The following is a 19,059-nucleotide window of genomic DNA, read 5'->3' as shown; positions in this document are numbered from 1 at the left end:
CCCAATGCCTGCAACCTGAATGGTTCCGCTGTTCCAGTCATGTTCGACGCTATAAAAAAGCCGCCCCGATGCGCAAAAAGGCGTATCGGGGAAGGCTGTACAGCTTAATGTAAGATGGTTACGGTTGTTGAAGCTTGGGTCCGGTTGCCAGCAAAATCAACCGCTTCATAGGTGATGGTATATATACGGCCGCTGCCTGGTCCTGAGCGTTCGGCACGCAGTTCAAAATCGTAATCCGCCGTACCGTACTCCGCTCCCTGAATATCGACCGCCGTATTGCCGTCTCCTTGATCATTCTCCGGTTCACTGCTTGTGATCGATAGCAGCCGAATCGAAGCTACACCGGTTCCTTCGTCGGATGCGTATACAGAGGCATGAACAGATACCATCCGATGATCATCTGCCTGAAGAACCGGTTGATCCACTTCAAGCTTGAGCGTGGGCGCCTGATGATCGGCAGCTACGAATTGGATCGTATAGGTCCGTTCCCCGCCATCCCTGGCCTGAATGTGTACTTCTGCCGTACCGGGCACCGATGCCGCCTGCTTAACCGACACTAAAGATGTATCCGAGTACACGGCCGCGGTAACGACCGGAAGGATACGGGGATCCTGCAGCTCGATCCGATACTGCGTTGTCGCAGGCGAGAAATCCGGCACCGGCGCATCGTTTACGGTAAGGGCCGCCAGCTCCCGACTGCCATCAACCAGAGGCACCGCCGCAAACGGATTCCAGCCGTCACTTCCGCCGAGAATGTCCGCCGGCGTTAAGAGCGCTGCTTCCTCCGTCGTTAACTGCTTCGACCAACGGAACCTTGCCTTCGGGTCCGCTCCCGGTCCGTAGCTGGCATATTCTCCATATTGGGCCGTGGATTCATTCTCCGTCCTTCCCCAGTTATCCCAGCCGACCGGCTTAATATGATCGTCCATGTAACTGTTCACATACTTCACGTTCGAATAGGCGCGCCACGGCCTGCCGAGGGCTACGGTACCGGTCAGCCCGGGCTCGGCGGTAATCCGGCTGTTCAGGAAGACATACCCTGTCTTCCCCTCCGCGGTTGAAGCCGCGGTGACATAGCCGCTGCTCAAGCTGTGAATGATGCTGTTCTCAAAGACAGCCGAGGCGTTGCCGAAGATGAAATCCACGTCGCCTTCGATGTAGCTGTCCGTGAAATACTGCCGGCCATTGTTGGAGTACAGCGTATCTTGGTAGCCCCGCAGACTGACATCACGGAAGGCCATCCGGTCTCCATTCGCATAGAGCGCCACCGCCTGGCCTGCATCGTCCCCGGCGTCGTTCTGAATTGTCAGATGTTCCGCCGTGAAATCTCTCGCCTGCACCCTGAAGCTGTAACTGTTCGAAGTGCCCAGCGGGTTCCCGTTCGCATCCAGTGTGCTGGCAGCATCTCCATAGATCAGGACGGTTCCTTCCCGGCTTTCGCCAATCATACGTACATTGATCTTGGCGGAAGGGAGATCGAGCTTCTCGCGGTACGTGCCGTTCTTGATCTTGATGATGGTGGGGGTTGCGCTGTTGTCCGGAACAGCCTGGATGGCATCCTGGACCTTGGTATATTGTGCGCTTCCGTCAGCGGCAACCGTCAGCACCTGAGCCGGTACCTCCCGAACCGGTACGCTGGTTCCCCCTTCTCCGGCTTCATTCACAGCGGAAACAAGATAATAATAATTCTTTCCGTTCACAAGGCCCGAATCGGTAAAAGAGGGATTCGATAGTCCCGAAGCTGCGGTGGTATACGGTCCTTCAGCCGTGTCGCTGCGTTTAACCGTATAGGAAGCCGCTTCCGGCACTTCCATCCAGTTCAAACGGATGCTGCTGTCGCCCGGCTCGGCCGTCAGGCCCGGTGGCGGTGCAGGGGTGCCGTCCTGAGCAGACGGGCGGACACCGGCGGAGGAAGAATCCAGACTGTGCGTAGTTCCGTCCACCGCTGTCACCTTGTAGTAATAAGGCTTTCCATTGATCAGACCGGAGTCCGTATAGGTTACGCCGGTTACCGATTCGGCAAGCACCTCGTATGGCCCTCCGTATTGATCAGCACGCTTCACAAGATAGGATGAAGCGCCGTCGACAGGCCCCCACTGCACAAGGGCTCCACTAGGCAGGGACTGAACCGTCACTACCGGTGTGGAGAGCTGCCGCGAAGGGGTGACCGCGACCGGGGCCGAACCCGCCCCTTCACCCCCTACGCCGACTGCTGATACCACGTAGGAATACTCCGTACCGTTATCTAACCCGCCATCCCGGTAAGACGTGGAGCCTAAGCCGGAAGCGATTACGGTAAAGGGACCCTCCGGGTTGGTACTCCGCTTGACCGTATACGTGTTCGCCCGCTCTGCAGGCTGCCAGCTCAGATCCACCTGTGTACTGCGGGCTCCGGCCGTAAGCCCTGCAGGCGCTTCGGGCTTCACCGCATCCTCCGAAGGCGACACCGTCACCTGGTTGGACGGCCCGCTTTCCCCTGTCGTGCCCGATGCCGTCACGACATAGTAGTAAGTCGTGCCGTTCTGGACGGACTCATCGATATAAGTCGCAGCCGTCACATTGGAAGCCACGGCGGTGTACGGCCCCCCGTCTGTCGTGCTGCGTTTGACCGTGTAATAATCCGCGCCGTCCGCGGCTGTCCAGCTCAGCTGTACCTTCCCGTTGCCCGGCAGGGCATTCAGCCCTTTCGGGCTTTGTACCGGCTCTACATAGACCTTGACATTATCGTAATACAAAGTCCCTTTGCCGGTGCCCGGCGTCCGTGCCGTAATCCGCGCGATGCCCGTCGTCTTCACGTCCGCCTGGAACGGAACGTTGTCGGCAAGGAGCGACTGGTCGATATAGATGTCGGCCGTTTGCGCCGCTGCGTTCGTCACAATCTTCAGGTTATACCAACGCTTGCTCACCGGCGGATCCATCAGCTTGTAGTCTGAACCGCTCAGCTTGTAAGTAAGGGTATAGTTCGGGTCCGCTACAGGAAGCGCCGGCTTGCGGAGTTCGATAGACAGCGGAGTCCTGCTGCCGGACTCATCCTGCAGCTGCAGTACGTAAGAGGTGCCCGGCCATCCGGGTGCCGTGATATCGACCTCGATCACCACGCTGCCAAGCTGCGGGGCAAACTTGCGGATAAACTGCGTACCGCCCGCACCGTTATCATAGACGATCATCGCTTTGCCTGAAGTATTGCCTGTCGTATCTGCGGGAACGTCGGTTACAACGACCTTGTGGTCTATGTCCTGCGGATCAGGCAGATACGAATACCCGGGAGGCGTCGTTTCATTGGCGAGGGCTTCAAAGTCATCGTTGACCAGATATACTGTCTCCGGCTCGCCTTCCGGCGTGGCACTGGCCTCTGAAGAGTTGAAGCTCACACCCTTTTCATTGACGGCCGCAACCACATAAAAGTAGGTCTTGCCCGGTGTCAAATTCAAGTCGGTGTAAGAGGGAGCGGTAATGCCGCCCGCAATCTGCGAGTAAGGTCCACCCGGAATATCACTCCGGAATACGTTATAGCTGTCTGCAGAAGTACTGGCAGTCCAATTCAATTGTACCGACTTATTGCCTGCACTCGCCGTTACGCCGGTTGGAGCGGCCGGAAAGTCAGCGTCCAGCGGATTCACCACAGCGTGGGAGAACACGGAGGCGTTATACTTGTTCACTTCATCATCGGGCTTGGACGCATCCGCCGCGAGACCGAAATAGACGGTCTCCGCCATCGGGATGGTAACCGATTCAAGTACAGACCAATCGATTCCGTTCTCCGAGATCAGGGAAGTGAACTGATCGCCCAAGCGGACTACCTTCACCCAATACGGCGTCTGGATGAACGCTTCCGGCTCGGTTTTGGTCACACTGCCGCCTTCGGTCATCCGGTTCATGGTCACGCTCTTCTTGCCAAGCTTGACGTATGGAATGAGCAGGGCCGCAAATTTGGAGGAAGCGTTCAGGTTATCACGGATCATGACTCCGGCCTCTGCCCCGTCATCTGTAGCCGTCACGCTTTCCACGCGGGCGATCACTTCGCCATTCCCGGTGAGCTGCTGATAAGCGAAATGAAAGCTGTCCGACCTGCCGTCGATATCGCCTGCCGATTTCACGGTAACGTCTGCGGCTGTGGCCCCAAGCTGGGTATGGCCTGCGATTCCCGGCGTCCCGATATCGGCCGACTGCCAAGGCAGGATACTGCCGGGCCGGTTCACATGAACGGCGACATTGCTGGACTGCGTGGAAGTGCCTGTATCGTCCACGGCTTTGACGGTCAGGAAATGCGTTCCATCCTGCACGTTCTCCCAGGTGAACGAGTAGGGCGCAGTGCTGTCTTCACCAAGTAAGACATCGTTACGGTAAAATTCCACCTTGGCTACGGAACCATCCGCGTCGGATGCGGAGGCCTGAATCTCGACCGACGCCCCTTCGGTCACGATGGTGTTATCCGCAGGCTGGGTTATGACTGCGGCCGGATTGGCGGAACCGCTGCCGGTGATTCCGTTCAAATATACTTCCAGATGAGTGTACCCCGAGGCATGAAGGCCGTTGCGGTCGGAAGGCTCATTCGGATTCAATCCGTTCGCCGTCTCCCACTCGTTAGGCATGCCGTCATGATCGTCGTCTGCGGAAGTCGAGACCGTCTGGGCGAACTCCAGGTAGCCGCCGACCTCCTTCTGGGAATTGATGTGCTTCCCCGTTCCATACACCACTTCGCTGACGACCCGGGCATCGACAGCATCTCTCCGTGGAAGAATGGCTCCGGCGCCCTCAAGCACATGCTCGTACGCCAGCTCGGCCGGTTCGGGTACCGGTGGATTCTGCATGACGACAGGCGAGCTCAGCTTGGACTCCGGGTTCGCTACGTCGCCGACACCCTTCCAATTGTCCGCCGTTACCTCAGGATTGCCGTACATATAATTCCCGCCGATGTAGATGCGCGTATCCGCGCCGACTCCAAGGAACACCTGGTTACGGGCCGACCGGTATGTATTCGGACCATATTTGTAGTAATTGTCCCGAAGATTGTACATGCCCTGCTCTCCACCGTAAGCGGAGAAGAAGCCCCAGTTATAGATGACATTGTTATAACTGTCGATCTTATGGTTCTCGGAGGCGGCGAACCGGGGATTCCGGCTGACATTATGGGCGATCAGATTGTGATGAAAGGATGCGTTATTGCCTCCCCATATGCCGGCGTATCCGTGCCTCCCCTTATAGTGAGATGTCATCAGCATGCTTTCGGACACAATGGACCACTGCACCGTCGTGTTCTCGTTGACATACATACTCAGGACCTCATCTACGGACCAACTGAACGAGCAATGGTCTACGATGATATTCTTATGGTAGCGTCCGCCGAACGCATCGTCATCACTCGGATGCCGGTCTCCTAAGCGGAAGCGCATATACCGTACAATAAGGTTGTCCGCTTCAAATGCTGTAGCGTAGTCGGACACCGTAATGCCTTCCCCAGGTGCGGTTTGACCCGCAATCGTCAGGTTGGAACCGGTGATCTTCAGCGGGGACTGCAGATGGATGGTCCCTCCTACCCGAAATACAACGGTTGTATTGCTTCTGCTCACGGCTTCCCGAAGCGAGCCCGGACCGGAATCGGCAAGCGTGGTGACCTCGTATACCTCCCCGCCTCTTCCCCCGGTTGTATACATGCCCCCGCCCTCTGCTCCAGGGAATGCAGGCAGCGGACTTGAGCCCGTTTCAGCCGCTGCGGTTGCCGGCAGGGTGCCGGTCAGCATGGCGGCCACCAGTAAAGACGAAACCACTTTTTTCAACGATACTCCTCCTCTGTTCTTAGATCCTCTGTGTTACCCGTGATGGGCTTGCAGCTTCTATGCCCCCCTCTCCTCTAACATCTAATCGAGCTGACCCAAGCCTGTGGTCTGGCCTTCATTATGGGGGAAGCGAGCATACCACACCATACATTCTGGATAACTTGTTATGCAGCGGCCTGCCCCTGTGCAAGTGTGATCCGAAAAAGCTATCCGATGCACACCTTTGATTATTTCGAGCATATCGGCTAATGGGTTGAAGCTTGTTAAGCACATGCCATAATACAAACGCCCCCACCTGTAAACAGAGTGGAGACGTTGGTGATATGCTATGCAGCTTATTGGGAGAGCAGCTATAGGCTCCGATATTGAAAGTTCCTGAATGTGGCCTTCCCTTGGCCCAGCGCATCCAACCCGATCCGTAAGGCAAGAAATCCCCCTAAGGCGTTATGGTGGAACCCGGATGCTTCAAAGGAGTGCGGGAATTTCGTCCATTCGCCGCCGTCATGACTATAGTAATAGATCACTTCATGATCTGCACTGCATAATCTCAGATGCACGGTACTGCCGCTGTACGGAATACATGGCGTATGCCAACCGCGCAGGATTCCATACAGCCCATCCGCGGATATCCCCATGCCGCTGAAGTACGTCGTATTATAGAAGAGCAGGAGTCTGCCCTGACTGCCTTCCTGTATGGTAACTTCCACTTGAACCTCGTAATGATGGTCCTCCGGCATATAGACCAGCGGCGACACCCGCTCCGAAGCTTGAAGCTCGATGATCTCTCCGGTTACAGCATATCGGTCTTTATCGTGCTCCTTGAAAAAGCTCCACTGCAGTCCGAGCCCATCCGATGTCTCGGACTTCGGCCTACCGGGAACTGCGGCCGAGCCTTTCGGCTTCCGAATCGGCTTGTCCGGGGAGACTCCCGAGGGTACTCGGAACCAGCCGTCTTCCGTCCATTCGATCGGCTCTAGTAACGTCTGCCGTCCCAGGGTGTAGTAATTTTTTTCGTAAGCATGGTACACCATCCACCAGTCTCCGTCCGACGTGTCCACCAAGGTGCCATGTCCCCTGGAACACCAGCGTTCATCACGGCTCTCGGTTCGTATGATCGGATTGTACGGCGAGTTCTCGAAAGGCCCCCACGGGTGTTTGGAACGTGCCGATATGACCATATGACTCGTCGGGGACCGGAGGTTCCTCCTTGCGCAGAAGTCAAGATACTTAGACCATTGAATTATAGCAAGCTAATTTCTTCACTTGGCTTCGTTTATGCAAACAAAACCCCTGCAGCATATCGGCTGAAGGGGTTTCGGTGTACTACTTTTCTTCTTTAATCACCAATAAAACGCCAATCAAGATGAAACCCGATCCAAGCCAGAACGTTACTCCAATGTTCTCTCCTAGAATAAGCCATCCAAGAAATGTCCCGACTACAGGCTGAAAAAAGAAAAACAGCCCCCCGCTAGAGGCGTTAAGCAATTGTAATCCACGGTTCCAGAGTAAAAATCCACCCGCTGTTGAAACAATACCCAAATACAATAATCCACCCCAAATGGTCGGGTGAGTCAGTTGAGAGCCGTTCATTGCGTGCAATCGCGGCAAAACAAAAGGAGTCAGCACCATTAGGGCTACCAAGATGGAGTAAGTCGTTACCACAATTTGTGAATACTCACTCGGCACACGCTTAACAAGCACAGACATGAAGGCCCATGTTAGCGCAGCTATTAGAAGCCAAATTCCGCCTAGTTTCATGGACAAGTTCACATGACCCGCTCCAACAATGAGAAGAACCCCATTGTTGCTAAACAAATAGAGAGACCCTTTTTAAAGGTTACCCTCTCCTTAAGAAGCAGCCGGGCAAAAATAACCATAAAAGCCGGTGTTGAGGAGGTTATAATCGCCCCCATTTGTGCTGTGGACAGCATCGTACCCATTTCCTGAGTCACAATCGATATGGTATTCCCGATGATCCCAATCGCTATGATGATTAGAAAATCACGTTTATGAATGCGCCAGTTTTGACGTGTGAACAAGCCGATTATGATCAGTGCGACAATCGCTACTGCATAGCGGATCCATACCAATTCCAGTGGAGGTATGACCGAAACCACGATTTTAACAACAACGTACATCCCACCCCAAATACTGGCGGCTAAAGCCAAACATATAGATCCCACTAAGGTATTTTTCATTTTGTGTTCCCTCCGTTTTTAGTTAAGGTAAAGCCCTTAACGGAGAGATGCTGTAGTCACCTTCACTCCACTAAGGGCGTAAAAGTACTACCGGTACATCGTTTTCAAATAATGGAGCCAAGTACATATTGATTCACCTCTAGTCCCAAGCTGACTACAATAATACCTGTTATAGTAACAAAATTGATTCCTGTTGAACAGACCGAATGCGCTTAGTAAACCCCAGCTGCTGAACTATTCTGCCGGTTACTTCAAAAAAACGAGGACCAGCTGCCGCGCACGGTGAACAGCCCCCCGTCAAGTAGACAGTACAAAAAATAAAAATCTTAAGCGGCCTTGGTCCTGTATTCCATTGGACTGAGGCCGTTTAGTTTTGCTTGTAATCGTTCGTTATTGTAAAAATCGATGTAAGCCAGAATGTCTCTCTCAAGCTCCTCAAAGGTTTGGTAAGTGTGTAGATAATACTTCTCGCATTTTAAGGTCCCCCAGAAGGATTCCATCGGCCCGTTATCGATACACCGCCCAACCCGGGACATACTTTGAGTCAGTTCGTTATCGTCCAAAAGCTTTTTGAAGTCAAGTGAAGTGTATTGAAATCCTCTGTCACTATGAAGCATTGGTTTGCTTCCTGGAGCTGCTTGCAAGGCTTGCTTCAACGTCTCGAAAACAAGTGGGTTGTTGTTGGAATGCCCCACTACTCTGGAGACGATGGATTTATCATGAAGATCGAGAATCGCGCTTAAATACGCTTTCTGACCGTTGCCGTATTTAAATTCTGTTACATCCGTTACCCATTTCTCATTGGGTTCAGCTGCTTGGAAATTACGATTCAGCACATTCTCGGCCACGTGCTGGGGAGTAGAATGAGGGTATTTCTTTCTCTTCCTGCGGATGACCGACTGGATTCCCTTGACTTTCATCAGCCGGTACACGCGTTTATGGTTAATCGTCTGTCCGGTTTCCTTGCGCATGTGGAGTGTTAATTGGCGGTACCCAAAGGTTTTCTCTACTTTTTCATATATGGACATCATCATCTTTGTCAGCCGCTCATTCTCCTGCTCACGAGAGCTGGGTTTGCGGTTTAACCATTTGTAATAGCTTGAGCGTGCAACTCCTGCGACTTCACACAGAAGTTGAATGCTGATCGACTCCTCTTCCTGAAGCGCTTGGATGGCAAGGTAGACGTTCTCTTGGCGATATTGGCTTAGCTTCGCCTCCTTTGGATTTCCCGTAACTTTTTTAGAAATGCATTCTCCGCCCGAAGCCTCTCCATTTCGTATTCCATCTTCTTCATCTCGAGCTTCTGGCGATCTGCCTCCGTCATCTCTTCCGGCGCCTTCTTTCGCCCCCGGCCATCCTTTAAAGCATCCGCACCGCCGGCTTCGAATTTCTTCACCCATTGATATACTTGCTGGTAGGAGACCTGAAACTGGCCAGCTGTCTTATGATAGTCATGCTGATGTGCCAGGCAATAGTGGACGATATCGATCCTCTCATCCCACGTAGTAGAGCGACCCTTTGTCATAGCTTGTGCTTCCCCTTTGTAGGCTTTTAAGCTGCTATGACCATTATACTTCTTAATCCAGTTAGAAAGCTGCGTTGTACTTGAGATCCTGTATTTGTCGATGATCCGGTATTTTGACAATCCACCCTCTACATAATCTTTCACCGCTTGAAGCTTCAGCTCAGCGCTGTAACTTCGATTGCGAGTACTTCTTTCCAGTCCTTCATACCCATATAGCTTATAACGACGCTGCCATTTCATTAAAGTTGTTTTATTCATACCGTATCTTTTGGTTGCAGCGATAAAACCAATTTTTCCACTTGAAACTTCTTCAAGGATAGCAAGTTTCTCCGTAGCACAGTATTTTTCTTTAGACATGAAAAAGCTCCCCTTACAGTAACAGGTTTTTTATTATTTCACCTGTCTACCGTATGGGGAGCGTATCACGGCGATCTGCTCCCTAGTTATTGTGCCAACGTTCCAAGTCCCTTGAATTATCATATAGGTACTAGGTAAATATAGTTCTACCCATTATTGGGAATAGGGCTGAAAATGGAATTAACTAAGCGAGGTGATGATAATAGTGATCTTTTACTTTTTGGGACTAGCAATATTCATCATTTTAGCCGTTATTTCAATTGCTTACTTTTATACATTCCGGACCGTTTATTCTCTTTTGTTATTTGCCGTTTCCATCGCAGCTATCATTTTCGCGATCGGAGTTCCCTACTTATTATTTCATCGTATGGGAGCACCTTAGACTTGGGATCATCCGGCAGCCATCTCTGTGAATGAAGATGCCGGACTACGTCCCTTCTTCTTTTGGTTCCAATTTAATAACAAGCTCACTAGTTTTCTCATCTACTTCATACTTCATGTTAATATAGCCCTGATCCATGAATTCATTGGACAGTGGGACGATCATAGTTTCTTGGCCATTTTCCTCTAATCCCATGGATTCGACAGCTGGACATGCACGTGTATCCGATTGATTCTTAGAAGAGTCGCGCCATAGGATCGAGCCGCAATTGTAAAGCAGCGCGATTCTTTCAACATCAGCCTCCCCTTCCGCCGTGAGTGGAGCAGTCATGTTCTCTCTACCTTATGTATCCAACGGTATGATTTAATTTCTCTATATCCTTTGGTCGGATCTTCAATGTTGTTTGCGGGACGCCCGTACCTCCATAAACATAATCAAATCGGTATAATTCTCTGTCTATGAATGTTGGGATATCGGGGTTTATTAACGCTACACTGCCGACCGTACTTCCAGTCACCTTCTCTACCTCTTGAGGTCTGGCTAATTTGATCTCTTGGAAATGAAATAACTCCTTCAAATGAACAGGATCGACTCGTCCGTAATCACCGGAAATGACCAATGCATAGTAACCTTTATCTGTTTTCAATAGTAGTGTCGGGGCCGTTTGACCGATATGAATACCAAAATAATCCGCACCTTCCTGTGCAGTATGAATGGGTTTCCTGTGTTCGATGACCTCATAATCCACGTGCTGACTCTTTAGTAGTGAAATTAATTTGTCCATATGGGTCTGTCTCCTTGATATAAAGATTTTGGGCTGACCTCATACAAAATAATTCGCCACGCTCCCTTGGTGCAATTCAAGCCTTAAAATGGTTCAAGAAAAGCTCAAGAGCCTGGGATACGCGGTCCTTCCGCCATGCTGCCGAGAGACGGACATGCGGCGGCGGCTCAACAAAATGCTTGTAAACCACTCCCGGTCTCTGGAAATGGCTTACGGAAGCAGGAACTACGGCGATACCTAAACCCGAAGAGACCAGATTGACGATCGTATGCATCTGAATCGCTTCCTGCGCAATCCGGATACTGCACCCATAGCTGTGGAAGAATCCGATGATGATATCATGGAAATAAGGACCGAGATGGCGCGGAGGCATAATGAACGGATCACTCGAAATATCGTGGACGGATAGGGTCTGATATGAGGCCAACGGATGAGACTCGGGTATAACCAGCATGCAGGGCTCCTCGGTAAACTCCAGCATGTGAATCTCAGGATGCTGTACATCCGAACGCAGTACGCCTGCGTGGATTTCCCCTGCAAGGAGCGCATCCAGCTGCTGACTGGTGGTCATTTCCTTCAATGTCAATTCGATGAAAGGGTATGTTTCAAGGAACGATGTAAGTCTATGGATGAAAGGCCCATCCGCAGCCGACCCCACAAATCCCACGGAAAGCCGCCCGATCAGCCCTTGCTCGGCAAGTTGAGCGGCTTTCAGGGCGTGTTCGGCCTGTTTCAAGGTTTTCTTCGCTTCTTCAAGAAACACACGGCCCGGTTCGGTTAATTCTACGGTTCGATTATTTCGTTTTAACAGTTGTACACCGAGCATGGTTTCCAAGCTTTTGATTTGCTGACTCAGCGGAGGCTGGGCCATATTCAGACGCTTCGCCGCTCGGCTGAAATGCAGTTCTTCAGCAACCGTCACAAAGTATTTCATGAGCCGCAGATCCATGTATACTCCCAAAATATGACATGATAATGAATTATATATTGGAAATATGATTAGCGTCAATTTATGATAAAAACGAAAAGCAGTGATTAAAGGAGGTTGGTCCATGAAGCTGGCGACGACGTCTCTTGGTTTACTGATTGCCATTGTATCCCTTCTCTATGTACCCGTGTTCGCTTCCGAAGGAGAGTTGGCCGGGCGGGGAAAGGGAGAAGACAAAGCGGAAATACAGAGGAACGATCACAGAATCAAAGGCGAACCGGGAATTGAACTCTTCGTCCGGGAAGTCCGATCTAACAAAAATTCGAACAAAACACCCCTGCTCCTCATTCATGGGGCGAGAGTTCCGGGTATCCCGTCGTTCGATCTTCAGGTTCCGAACGGTTCTCTGGCAGAGGATCTGGCTGAACATGGCTTTCCGGTCTATATCATGGATGTTCGGGGTTATGGCAGATCCACCCGTCCACCCGAAATGTCGGAATTACGTTCTTCCCATCCACCGCTGGTGAGATCGACCGAAGCCGTCCGTGATCTGTCGGTCGTCGTGGATTGGATTCAAAAGAGGAACAAAGGAATGAAGGTGGCCATCCTTGGCTGGGCCACAGGCGGGCTTTGGGCGGGGCATTATACAACCATGCATCCGGATCACGTCCGTCTTCTTATCCTGTACAATACGATATACGGCGGCAGTTCGAACCATCCGACGCTCGGAAGCGGCTCCCCTATGGAAGATCCGAATCATCCGGGAAGATTTAACGAGGAAGCCTATGGAGCCTACCGATTGAATACAGCATCATCCCTGCTTCCGTCATGGGACAGCAGTATCCCGGTGGAGGACAAGTCAGAATGGCGGGATCCGCGTATCGTGGAGGCATATGTTAAGGAAAGCATGGCCAGCGACGAAACCGGCGGGGATCGAATGCCGGAGAGCTTTCGTTCTCCAAGCGGGGCAATGGAAGATACGTACTATCTCGCCTCGGGCAGACAATTGTGGGATGCCTCGCTTATCCGGGTACCAACCGTTGTGATCCAATCGGAATATGATTTCTGGTCAAGGCATGAGGACCGGGAACGGCTGGTCGAACAGCTTGTTCACGCGCCTTACGTCAAGGATGTATTGATCGAAGGTGCAACCCATTACGCACATCTGGATCGTCCCGATAAAGGGCGAAATCAGTTCATAGAAGAAGTGCTGCGGGCCATGAATGAAAATTGACACGAATACTCTCACCTTGGAGGATTCAAGGCTGCTTATAATCATCGAGCCCCCTTCTGGTGAAGGAGGCTCTTCCTTACTTCATACGCAGGAGCCGCATGCTGTTCAAAATGACAATAAGGGCTGCACCGGTATCACTGAGTACAGCAATCCACAAGGTAAGCCACCCCGGGAAGATCAGCAATAAGGCAGCTGCCTTAACGATCAGGGAAAACCAGATATTCTGCTTGATGATGGCCAGGGCCTTTCTGCTTAACTCCACCGTGTAGGGCAGCCGCTCCAAATTATCCGCCATGAGTACGATATCAGCGGTCTCCATGGCGGTATCGGTGCCGGCTCCCCCCATGGCAATACCTAAATCGGCAGACGCCAAGGCTGGCGCATCGTTGATTCCGTCGCCCACCATAGCGATTGTATAACCTTCGTGCTGCAGTTGCCGCAACCCTTCCACCTTATCCTCCGGAAGCAGTCCGGCCAAGTACCGATCCACTCCGGCTTGCTTCGAGATTTTAGCGGCTGTGCCTTCATGATCCCCCGTAAGCATGACCGTCTGCCGGATCCCTGCAGCTTTTAATTTACTAATCGCCGCGGCTGTCACCGGACGGATGGTATCCGAAACGGCAATGATCCCCAGAAGCTCTTGATCCGTACCTATAATAACCAGCGTATTCCCGGAGCGTTGAAGTTCTGACAATATCGCTGCTATAGGAGCAAGAGAGAGATGCAGATCTTCCTGAAACAGCCTGGCGTTCCCGGCAAAATACGGCTTTCCGTTAATGGATGCCTGCGCGCCTTTGCCCGCGATAGCTTGATACGATTCGCCGGAAAGCGGACGAATTTGTTGTTCCTTCGCATATTCCATGATCGCACTCGCAATCGGATGCCTGGAATGCTCCTCGATGGTTCTCGCTATGGAGACCACTTCCTCTTCCGGTATGCCGAAGCCCGTCACATAGGATACCTTGGGCTTGCCTTCGGTCAGCGTTCCCGTTTTGTCAAATGCCACCGCGTCGATCTTCCCTGCCATCTCAAGAGAGGAGCCCCCCTTAATCAAAACGCCCTGCCTCGCAGCGTTGCCGATAGCCGAAACGATGGCAACCGGGGTTGAAATGACCAGCGCACACGGGCAAGCGACAACAAGCAGCTCCAGCCCCCGATAAAACCATTCCGACCAGGATCCGACGGCAAACCAGGGCGGTACAAACATGATCAACAAGGCCAATATAAACACGACAGGGGTGTAGATTCGGGCAAATTGATCCACAAAGGTTTGTGTGGGGGCTTTCTTATCCTGGGCTTCCTCCACCATGTGAATAATTCTGGCAACGGCCGTATCATCGGCCGGCTTGGTTACCCGGATCTCAAGAGATCCATTGGCATTGAGCGATCCGGCATACACGATGCTGCCAGGCTCCTTGTCTACAGGAACAGATTCGCCGGTAATCGGTGCCTGATTAACCATGGACAGCCCCTCGAGCACTACACCGTCCAAGGGAATCTTCTCACCCGGCTTCACAACGATCCGATCACCTGCCGAGATTGCCTCAACCGGCTTTCGGGCAAGACCGGAGTCGGTTTTCAGCCATGCGTCATCCGGGGTTAGATCCATCAGGCTCCGAAGGGTGTTCCTTGTCTTGTCAATGGACCTTGTCTGCAGCATATTGCCAACCGCAAACAACCATACGACCGTGGCTCCTTCCAGCCACTCTCCGATGAATGCAGCTCCCAGGGCGGCAGCCGTCATGAGCACATTCATGTCCAAAGACCTGCTTTGTACGGCATAAAATGCGCTCTTGGCCGGCTTATAGCCCGCGATCATCATGGATACCGCATATAACGCCATGGTCAGCCACGCGGTGACGCCGGCAAGGGATCCTAAATAACCTAATGCGAGAAGAGCGCCGGACAGCAGGGGTACCGATGAAGCTCCCTTGGCCGGCTGCAATTCGACTTGGCCGCGGCGCTTCGTGATGAGGGAGGCTTTATAGCCAAGTTTATCCACCTCTCGTACGATGTCCGTAACCTCATTCCCGTGGTCAATCTTCATCGTAGCACTGGAGAAATGGACACTTACGGACTTCACATAGGGTTTTTCCTTCAGGTGATTCTCCAGGGTCAGTGCACAAGAACTGCAGTCCATGCCTTCAATTCGATAACTCCGGATGCTCCCATTCGGTTCCATGGCTTCAGCCTGATCCCCAGGCTTCCGGCGCTCCTGCGGGATTCGCTCATATACGCCGGCGTTCTCTCCGGACATCGAAGAGCAATGATCCTCTTCACAGCATGCGGATGAGCCCTGATTCGCATTCGAGCAGCAAGAGTCACCGGCCTTGGGCGACGAGGTAGCGGTCACTGTGAAGTCCAAGCTTTTCTTGAAGGCCGGCGGATTCTTAGCTTCCTTCTTGCCCGTCTCGACGGTTTCATTGTCTTTCATCCTACTCCCCCCATTCCAGCAAGCCGCGCGCGGATCTAAGCAGCTCACTCTTTACGTATTGCAGGTGTACAGGTTAATTCCTCTACCGTCTCACAACAAGCCACCAAGGATTCAACCGGCTTCAAAGCGGTCTCGAACATCTGAAGAAGCCGGATGATCTCCTCCCCCTTGATGGAATAATAGACAAACTTCCCCTCCTGTCTGCCCTCCACAATGCCGCAGTCACGAAGGCAGGCCAAATGCTGAGAGGCCCGGGATTGGGCAACGCCGATCTCTTCCACCAGTTCGGATACTGTTTTTTCCTTACGCATCAGCGAATGAAGAATTTGAAGTCTCGTCTTGTCTGCAAAACCGCGGATGAACTTCGCCGTTATTTCAAGGTGCTCCATGCGGGCTCTCCTCATATTATTAAATTTTAATACGTCTTTGTTTTATCATATTAGCATTACTTAATATGAAGGTCAATCAGGCAAAGGAACGGATTACATCCGGGGAGTGCCAGGTGGGAATAAGTACCGGAGCCCCAGCCTCTCTGAATAAGCAAAAGGACGAGCCGCCGCCGCAGCCCGTCCTTTTGTATGTATATCTCTCGCCAATATCGGCGGACCTCTCCATGCCGCCGCTCCTTCCCCTTGTTCTTACCTTATGGATTCAACGATCTTCTCTCCACTCCTATCGACTAACTTGCTGCGGCGGACATAAGCGAACAGAATCATCGACGCGCCCAGCATAGCGCAAATCATATACATGGAGGAATAGGAGGTTAGATCCGCAATCGGCCCCATGAGAACCCCTCCCAGCGAAACGCCTAAGTCAGCCGTAGCTACGAATAATCCGATGAACATATTGCGGCTCGCCTGGGGTAACACAAAAGACAAATAAGTGGTCAGCGTAGGATAGAGAACCGCCTGAGCCATCCCCATCAAAACGGCACCGACATAGAAAAACACAGCTCCGCCCATCATGGAAAAGCTGACACTTTGCGCCGCCGCGGCTACCATGAGCATGATGCCCATAATAAAAGAAGAGTGCCATCTGCCGTCCGAAGGAATCTTCTTCCGCAGTGTAAACCGGGCCAGGACCAGGGTGCCTGCCTGAAGCATAAGATAAATTCCCGCATGCCCCCCTTGGATTTGTCCGGCGTACAGCGGAATGAAGGTCGTCACCGAGCCGAACACCATGGAAGCCGTCAGCATCAGGACGCTGCATGTAAACAAATACGGATTGCTGGTTAACTGGCCAATGGACTTCAGCATACCCGCTCCCTGCTTCGGCTGTTCGGGAGCAGGTTGAGCTGTCTCTTTGTGGTCCATCCTGGCACTATAGCCGACAAGTCCAGTGAATAGGGCGAGCGCGATCATGACCATCGTGAAGGCTCCCCTATCCCCAGCCTGCCAAATGCCTAACGCCAGCAGCGGTCCCACAATCCCCGGCATATAAGCGCACAACGAATAGAGCGAGATCCCCTGCGAACGATCCTTATCCGGCAGCGCATCAATGATGCCCAGCTGCAGTGCCATCGAGAAGAAGGCCGTACACACCCCCTGCATCACGCGGGCAGCGAAATAGCCCTCGAGTCCGCTAAACGTATACAGGATCAATGCCAATCCATTGAGGATCAGAATCGTACGCAGCACTTTGATGGGTCCATACTTTTGAATCATTTGGCCTGCCCACGGCCGGAAGAACATGGCTGTAAACAAGTAGGCCCCCATGATGATCCCGATGCCCGTATTGGTGGCTCCGAGCGATTTCCCCTGCAAAGGGATGATCACATTCAATATTGAATTGGCGCTAAAATAGGACAGTGTCAATAAATACAGCCGCAAAAATGGCCAGGATAGTGCTCCACTCACAAGTTTGCTCCTCCTTTTTCTCCATCCTCTAGGCAATGATCATCTGCAGCAGTTTCTTGGCATAAGCGGACTGAACGTCCTTTAATTGTTCTATCCTGACCTTCTCTTCGATCTGCCCGTCGCGAATGATCATGACGGTATCGCATAGATAAGCTGCTGCCTGAATGTCATGCGTGATGAAGATATAACTCATGCCGTAGATCCTCCTCAAGCTTTTGAGCAGGTCCAGCACCTGGAGCTGAACCGACCCGTCCAAGGAGCTGACGGCTTCATCCAGCAATATCAATTTCGGCTCTGCAGCAACGGCCCTCGCAAGGCTGACCCTTTGAGCCTCTCCGCCGGAGAGCTCGTGCGGATATTTTGGGCGGTAAGACGGGCTCAAACCTACCTGATTCAATAAAACATCTATCTTGTCGTGCATATCCTGCTTGCTCATCTTCAGTAAACGCAACGGCTCCTTGATCACTTCTTCTACCGTGAAGAACGGATTCATGGAAGACGTGTAGTCCTGGAATACGGCGCTGATGCTCCCCGATCTCGCTCTCCTGCCTGTCACGTTCGCTCCCTCGAACCGAATCTCTCCCTGATCCGGCTGTTCAATCCCCAGAATCAAGCGCCCTAGTGTGGATTTGCCGCTGCCGCTCTCTCCGATCACGCCGAGACATTCGCCCTGGCTGCACTCGAAGCTGATGTTCTTCAGTACATGCTGCCTCTCCCTGGAGAAGAATCCGCCCTTTTTATAGAACTTCTCTACGCCTTTAACGCTCAGCAAGGCCAACGCCTCCCATCAACCGCCTAAAATGATGATTCAGCGCCTGCTTCGTGGACACCAGATAACGGGTGTATTCATGCTCTGCTTCAGTGAATATGGCCCGGGTAGTCCCTTTTTCCACAATGACTCCGTCTTTCATGACCAGTACTTCATCGGCTATTTTCTTCACAACCCCCAAGTCGTGGGAAATGAAAATCATCGAACAGCCCATTCGTTCCCGCAGCTGAAGAAACTGTTCGACGACCTCGTATTGCGAGATCGTATCCAGGGCTGTTGTCGGCTCATCCGCAATGAGGATGTCGGGCTCCAGCACCATCGCCAGCGCAATCATCACCCGCTGCAGCATGCCGCCCGACAGCTGATGGGGATACTTGTTCATCACCTCGAGCGGGTTTTTCAGCATCACGCTGGCCATGGCAAGCTTCATATGGGTCACAGCTTCATCCTTGCTCCAGCCAAAATGCTGGTGAAGCGTCTCCTTGAGATGCACGCCCACCACACAAGAAGGGTCAAAGGCGCGCATGCCATTCTGCAGGATCATGCACAGCTGCTTTCCCCTCTTCTTTCTCATTTCGCTCTCCGGGAGATCGGCCAGGTTTTCCCCTTTGAATACAATGTCTCCGGATTGGCGAAGTCGGGTTTTGTTCAACCTCATTATGGCTCTGCATGTCACCGATTTGCCGCTGCCGCTTTCCCCGACAATGGCCAGACAGCTTCCTTGCTTGACATGAAAAGAGCTGCCGGGGACGATCACTTTGCCCGTGCCGCTGTCCCAAATCTTCAAATTGGCAACCTCTAACAGGTGTGTCAAG

General features: G+C 52.3%; 12 protein-coding genes and 1 pseudogene. 1 reads left to right on the top strand and 12 read right to left on the bottom strand.

Annotated features, from left to right (window positions below; translation table 11 throughout):
* Positions 1-104 precede the first annotated feature (104 nt).
* The 7 genes and pseudogenes from PM3016_RS11020 to PM3016_RS10985 all read right to left on the bottom strand — a co-directional run bounded on the left by PM3016_RS11020 (position 105) and on the right by PM3016_RS10985 (position 11,972).
* The gene (locus PM3016_RS11020; protein ID WP_238540597.1) at positions 105-5,768 is read right to left on the bottom strand and encodes a pectinesterase family protein; all 5,664 of its coding nucleotides are present in this window, start codon (positions 5,766-5,768) and stop codon (positions 105-107) included.
* Positions 5,769-6,127: 359 nt separating this feature from the next.
* Positions 6,128-6,955 (bottom strand): family 43 glycosylhydrolase, encoded by an 828-nt coding sequence (locus tag PM3016_RS11015; protein WP_081484316.1) that lies wholly within the window; start codon positions 6,953-6,955, stop codon positions 6,128-6,130.
* A gap of 145 nt (positions 6,956-7,100) precedes the next feature.
* Positions 7,101-7,975, bottom strand: a pseudogene (locus PM3016_RS11010) (DMT family transporter).
* Positions 7,976-8,301: 326 nt separating this feature from the next.
* A protein-coding gene (locus PM3016_RS41355; protein WP_420798945.1) for an IS3 family transposase occupies positions 8,302-9,857 on the bottom strand; the annotation gives its coding sequence in 2 pieces (ribosomal slippage) (positions 8,302-9,206 and positions 9,206-9,857; 1,557 coding nt in all).
* A 427-nt stretch (positions 9,858-10,284) separates the two neighbouring features.
* Positions 10,285-10,569: a hypothetical protein gene (locus PM3016_RS10995; protein ID WP_014369490.1), complete on the bottom strand. Its 285-nt coding sequence runs from the start codon at positions 10,567-10,569 to the stop codon at positions 10,285-10,287.
* Positions 10,570-10,576: 7 nt separating this feature from the next.
* The gene (locus tag PM3016_RS10990) at positions 10,577-11,023 is read right to left on the bottom strand and encodes an aminoacyl-tRNA deacylase (RefSeq protein ID WP_013915630.1); all 447 of its coding nucleotides are present in this window, start codon (positions 11,021-11,023) and stop codon (positions 10,577-10,579) included.
* 76 nt (positions 11,024-11,099) lie between these two features.
* Positions 11,100-11,972: a LysR family transcriptional regulator gene (locus PM3016_RS10985; RefSeq protein ID WP_014369489.1), complete on the bottom strand. Its 873-nt coding sequence runs from the start codon at positions 11,970-11,972 to the stop codon at positions 11,100-11,102.
* 103 nt (positions 11,973-12,075) lie between these two features.
* Here PM3016_RS10985 and PM3016_RS10980 point away from each other — a divergent pair, with 103 nt between their 5' ends.
* Complete coding sequence (locus PM3016_RS10980) at positions 12,076-13,185, top strand: alpha/beta fold hydrolase (RefSeq protein WP_014369488.1); 1,110 nt, start codon at positions 12,076-12,078, stop codon at positions 13,183-13,185.
* 76 nt (positions 13,186-13,261) lie between these two features.
* Here the strand turns inward: PM3016_RS10980 and PM3016_RS10975 are convergent, their stop codons facing one another.
* The 5 genes from PM3016_RS10975 to cntD all read right to left on the bottom strand — a co-directional run bounded on the left by PM3016_RS10975 (position 13,262) and on the right by cntD (position 19,058).
* Entirely contained in the window at positions 13,262-15,619 is a 2,358-nt protein-coding gene (locus PM3016_RS10975) for a heavy metal translocating P-type ATPase (RefSeq protein ID WP_014369487.1), read from the bottom strand.
* 44 nt (positions 15,620-15,663) lie between these two features.
* On the bottom strand, positions 15,664-16,008 hold the full coding sequence (locus PM3016_RS10970; protein WP_013915627.1) for an ArsR/SmtB family transcription factor: 345 nt from the start codon (positions 16,006-16,008) through the stop codon (positions 15,664-15,666).
* A gap of 249 nt (positions 16,009-16,257) precedes the next feature.
* Positions 16,258-17,475 (bottom strand): staphylopine family metallophore export MFS transporter CntE, encoded by a 1,218-nt coding sequence (gene cntE, locus PM3016_RS10965; RefSeq protein ID WP_014369485.1) that lies wholly within the window; start codon positions 17,473-17,475, stop codon positions 16,258-16,260.
* A 28-nt stretch (positions 17,476-17,503) separates the two neighbouring features.
* Positions 17,504-18,247 carry an ABC transporter ATP-binding protein gene (locus PM3016_RS10960; protein ID WP_014369484.1) on the bottom strand — a complete coding sequence of 248 codons (744 nt, stop codon included), beginning with the start codon at positions 18,245-18,247 and terminating at the stop codon, positions 17,504-17,506.
* The gene (gene cntD / locus PM3016_RS10955; protein WP_014369483.1) at positions 18,234-19,058 is read right to left on the bottom strand and encodes a staphylopine uptake ABC transporter ATP-binding protein CntD; all 825 of its coding nucleotides are present in this window, start codon (positions 19,056-19,058) and stop codon (positions 18,234-18,236) included. Before cntD ends, PM3016_RS10960 begins: the two co-directional genes overlap by 14 nt.
* Position 19,059 lies beyond the last annotated feature (1 nt).

Source organism: Paenibacillus mucilaginosus 3016 (genome assembly GCF_000250655.1).
Classification (GTDB): domain Bacteria; phylum Bacillota; class Bacilli; order Paenibacillales; family NBRC-103111; genus Paenibacillus_G; species Paenibacillus_G mucilaginosus.
Note: the sequence above shows the minus strand (reverse complement) of the source record. Positions and strands in the feature narration are given on the sequence as shown.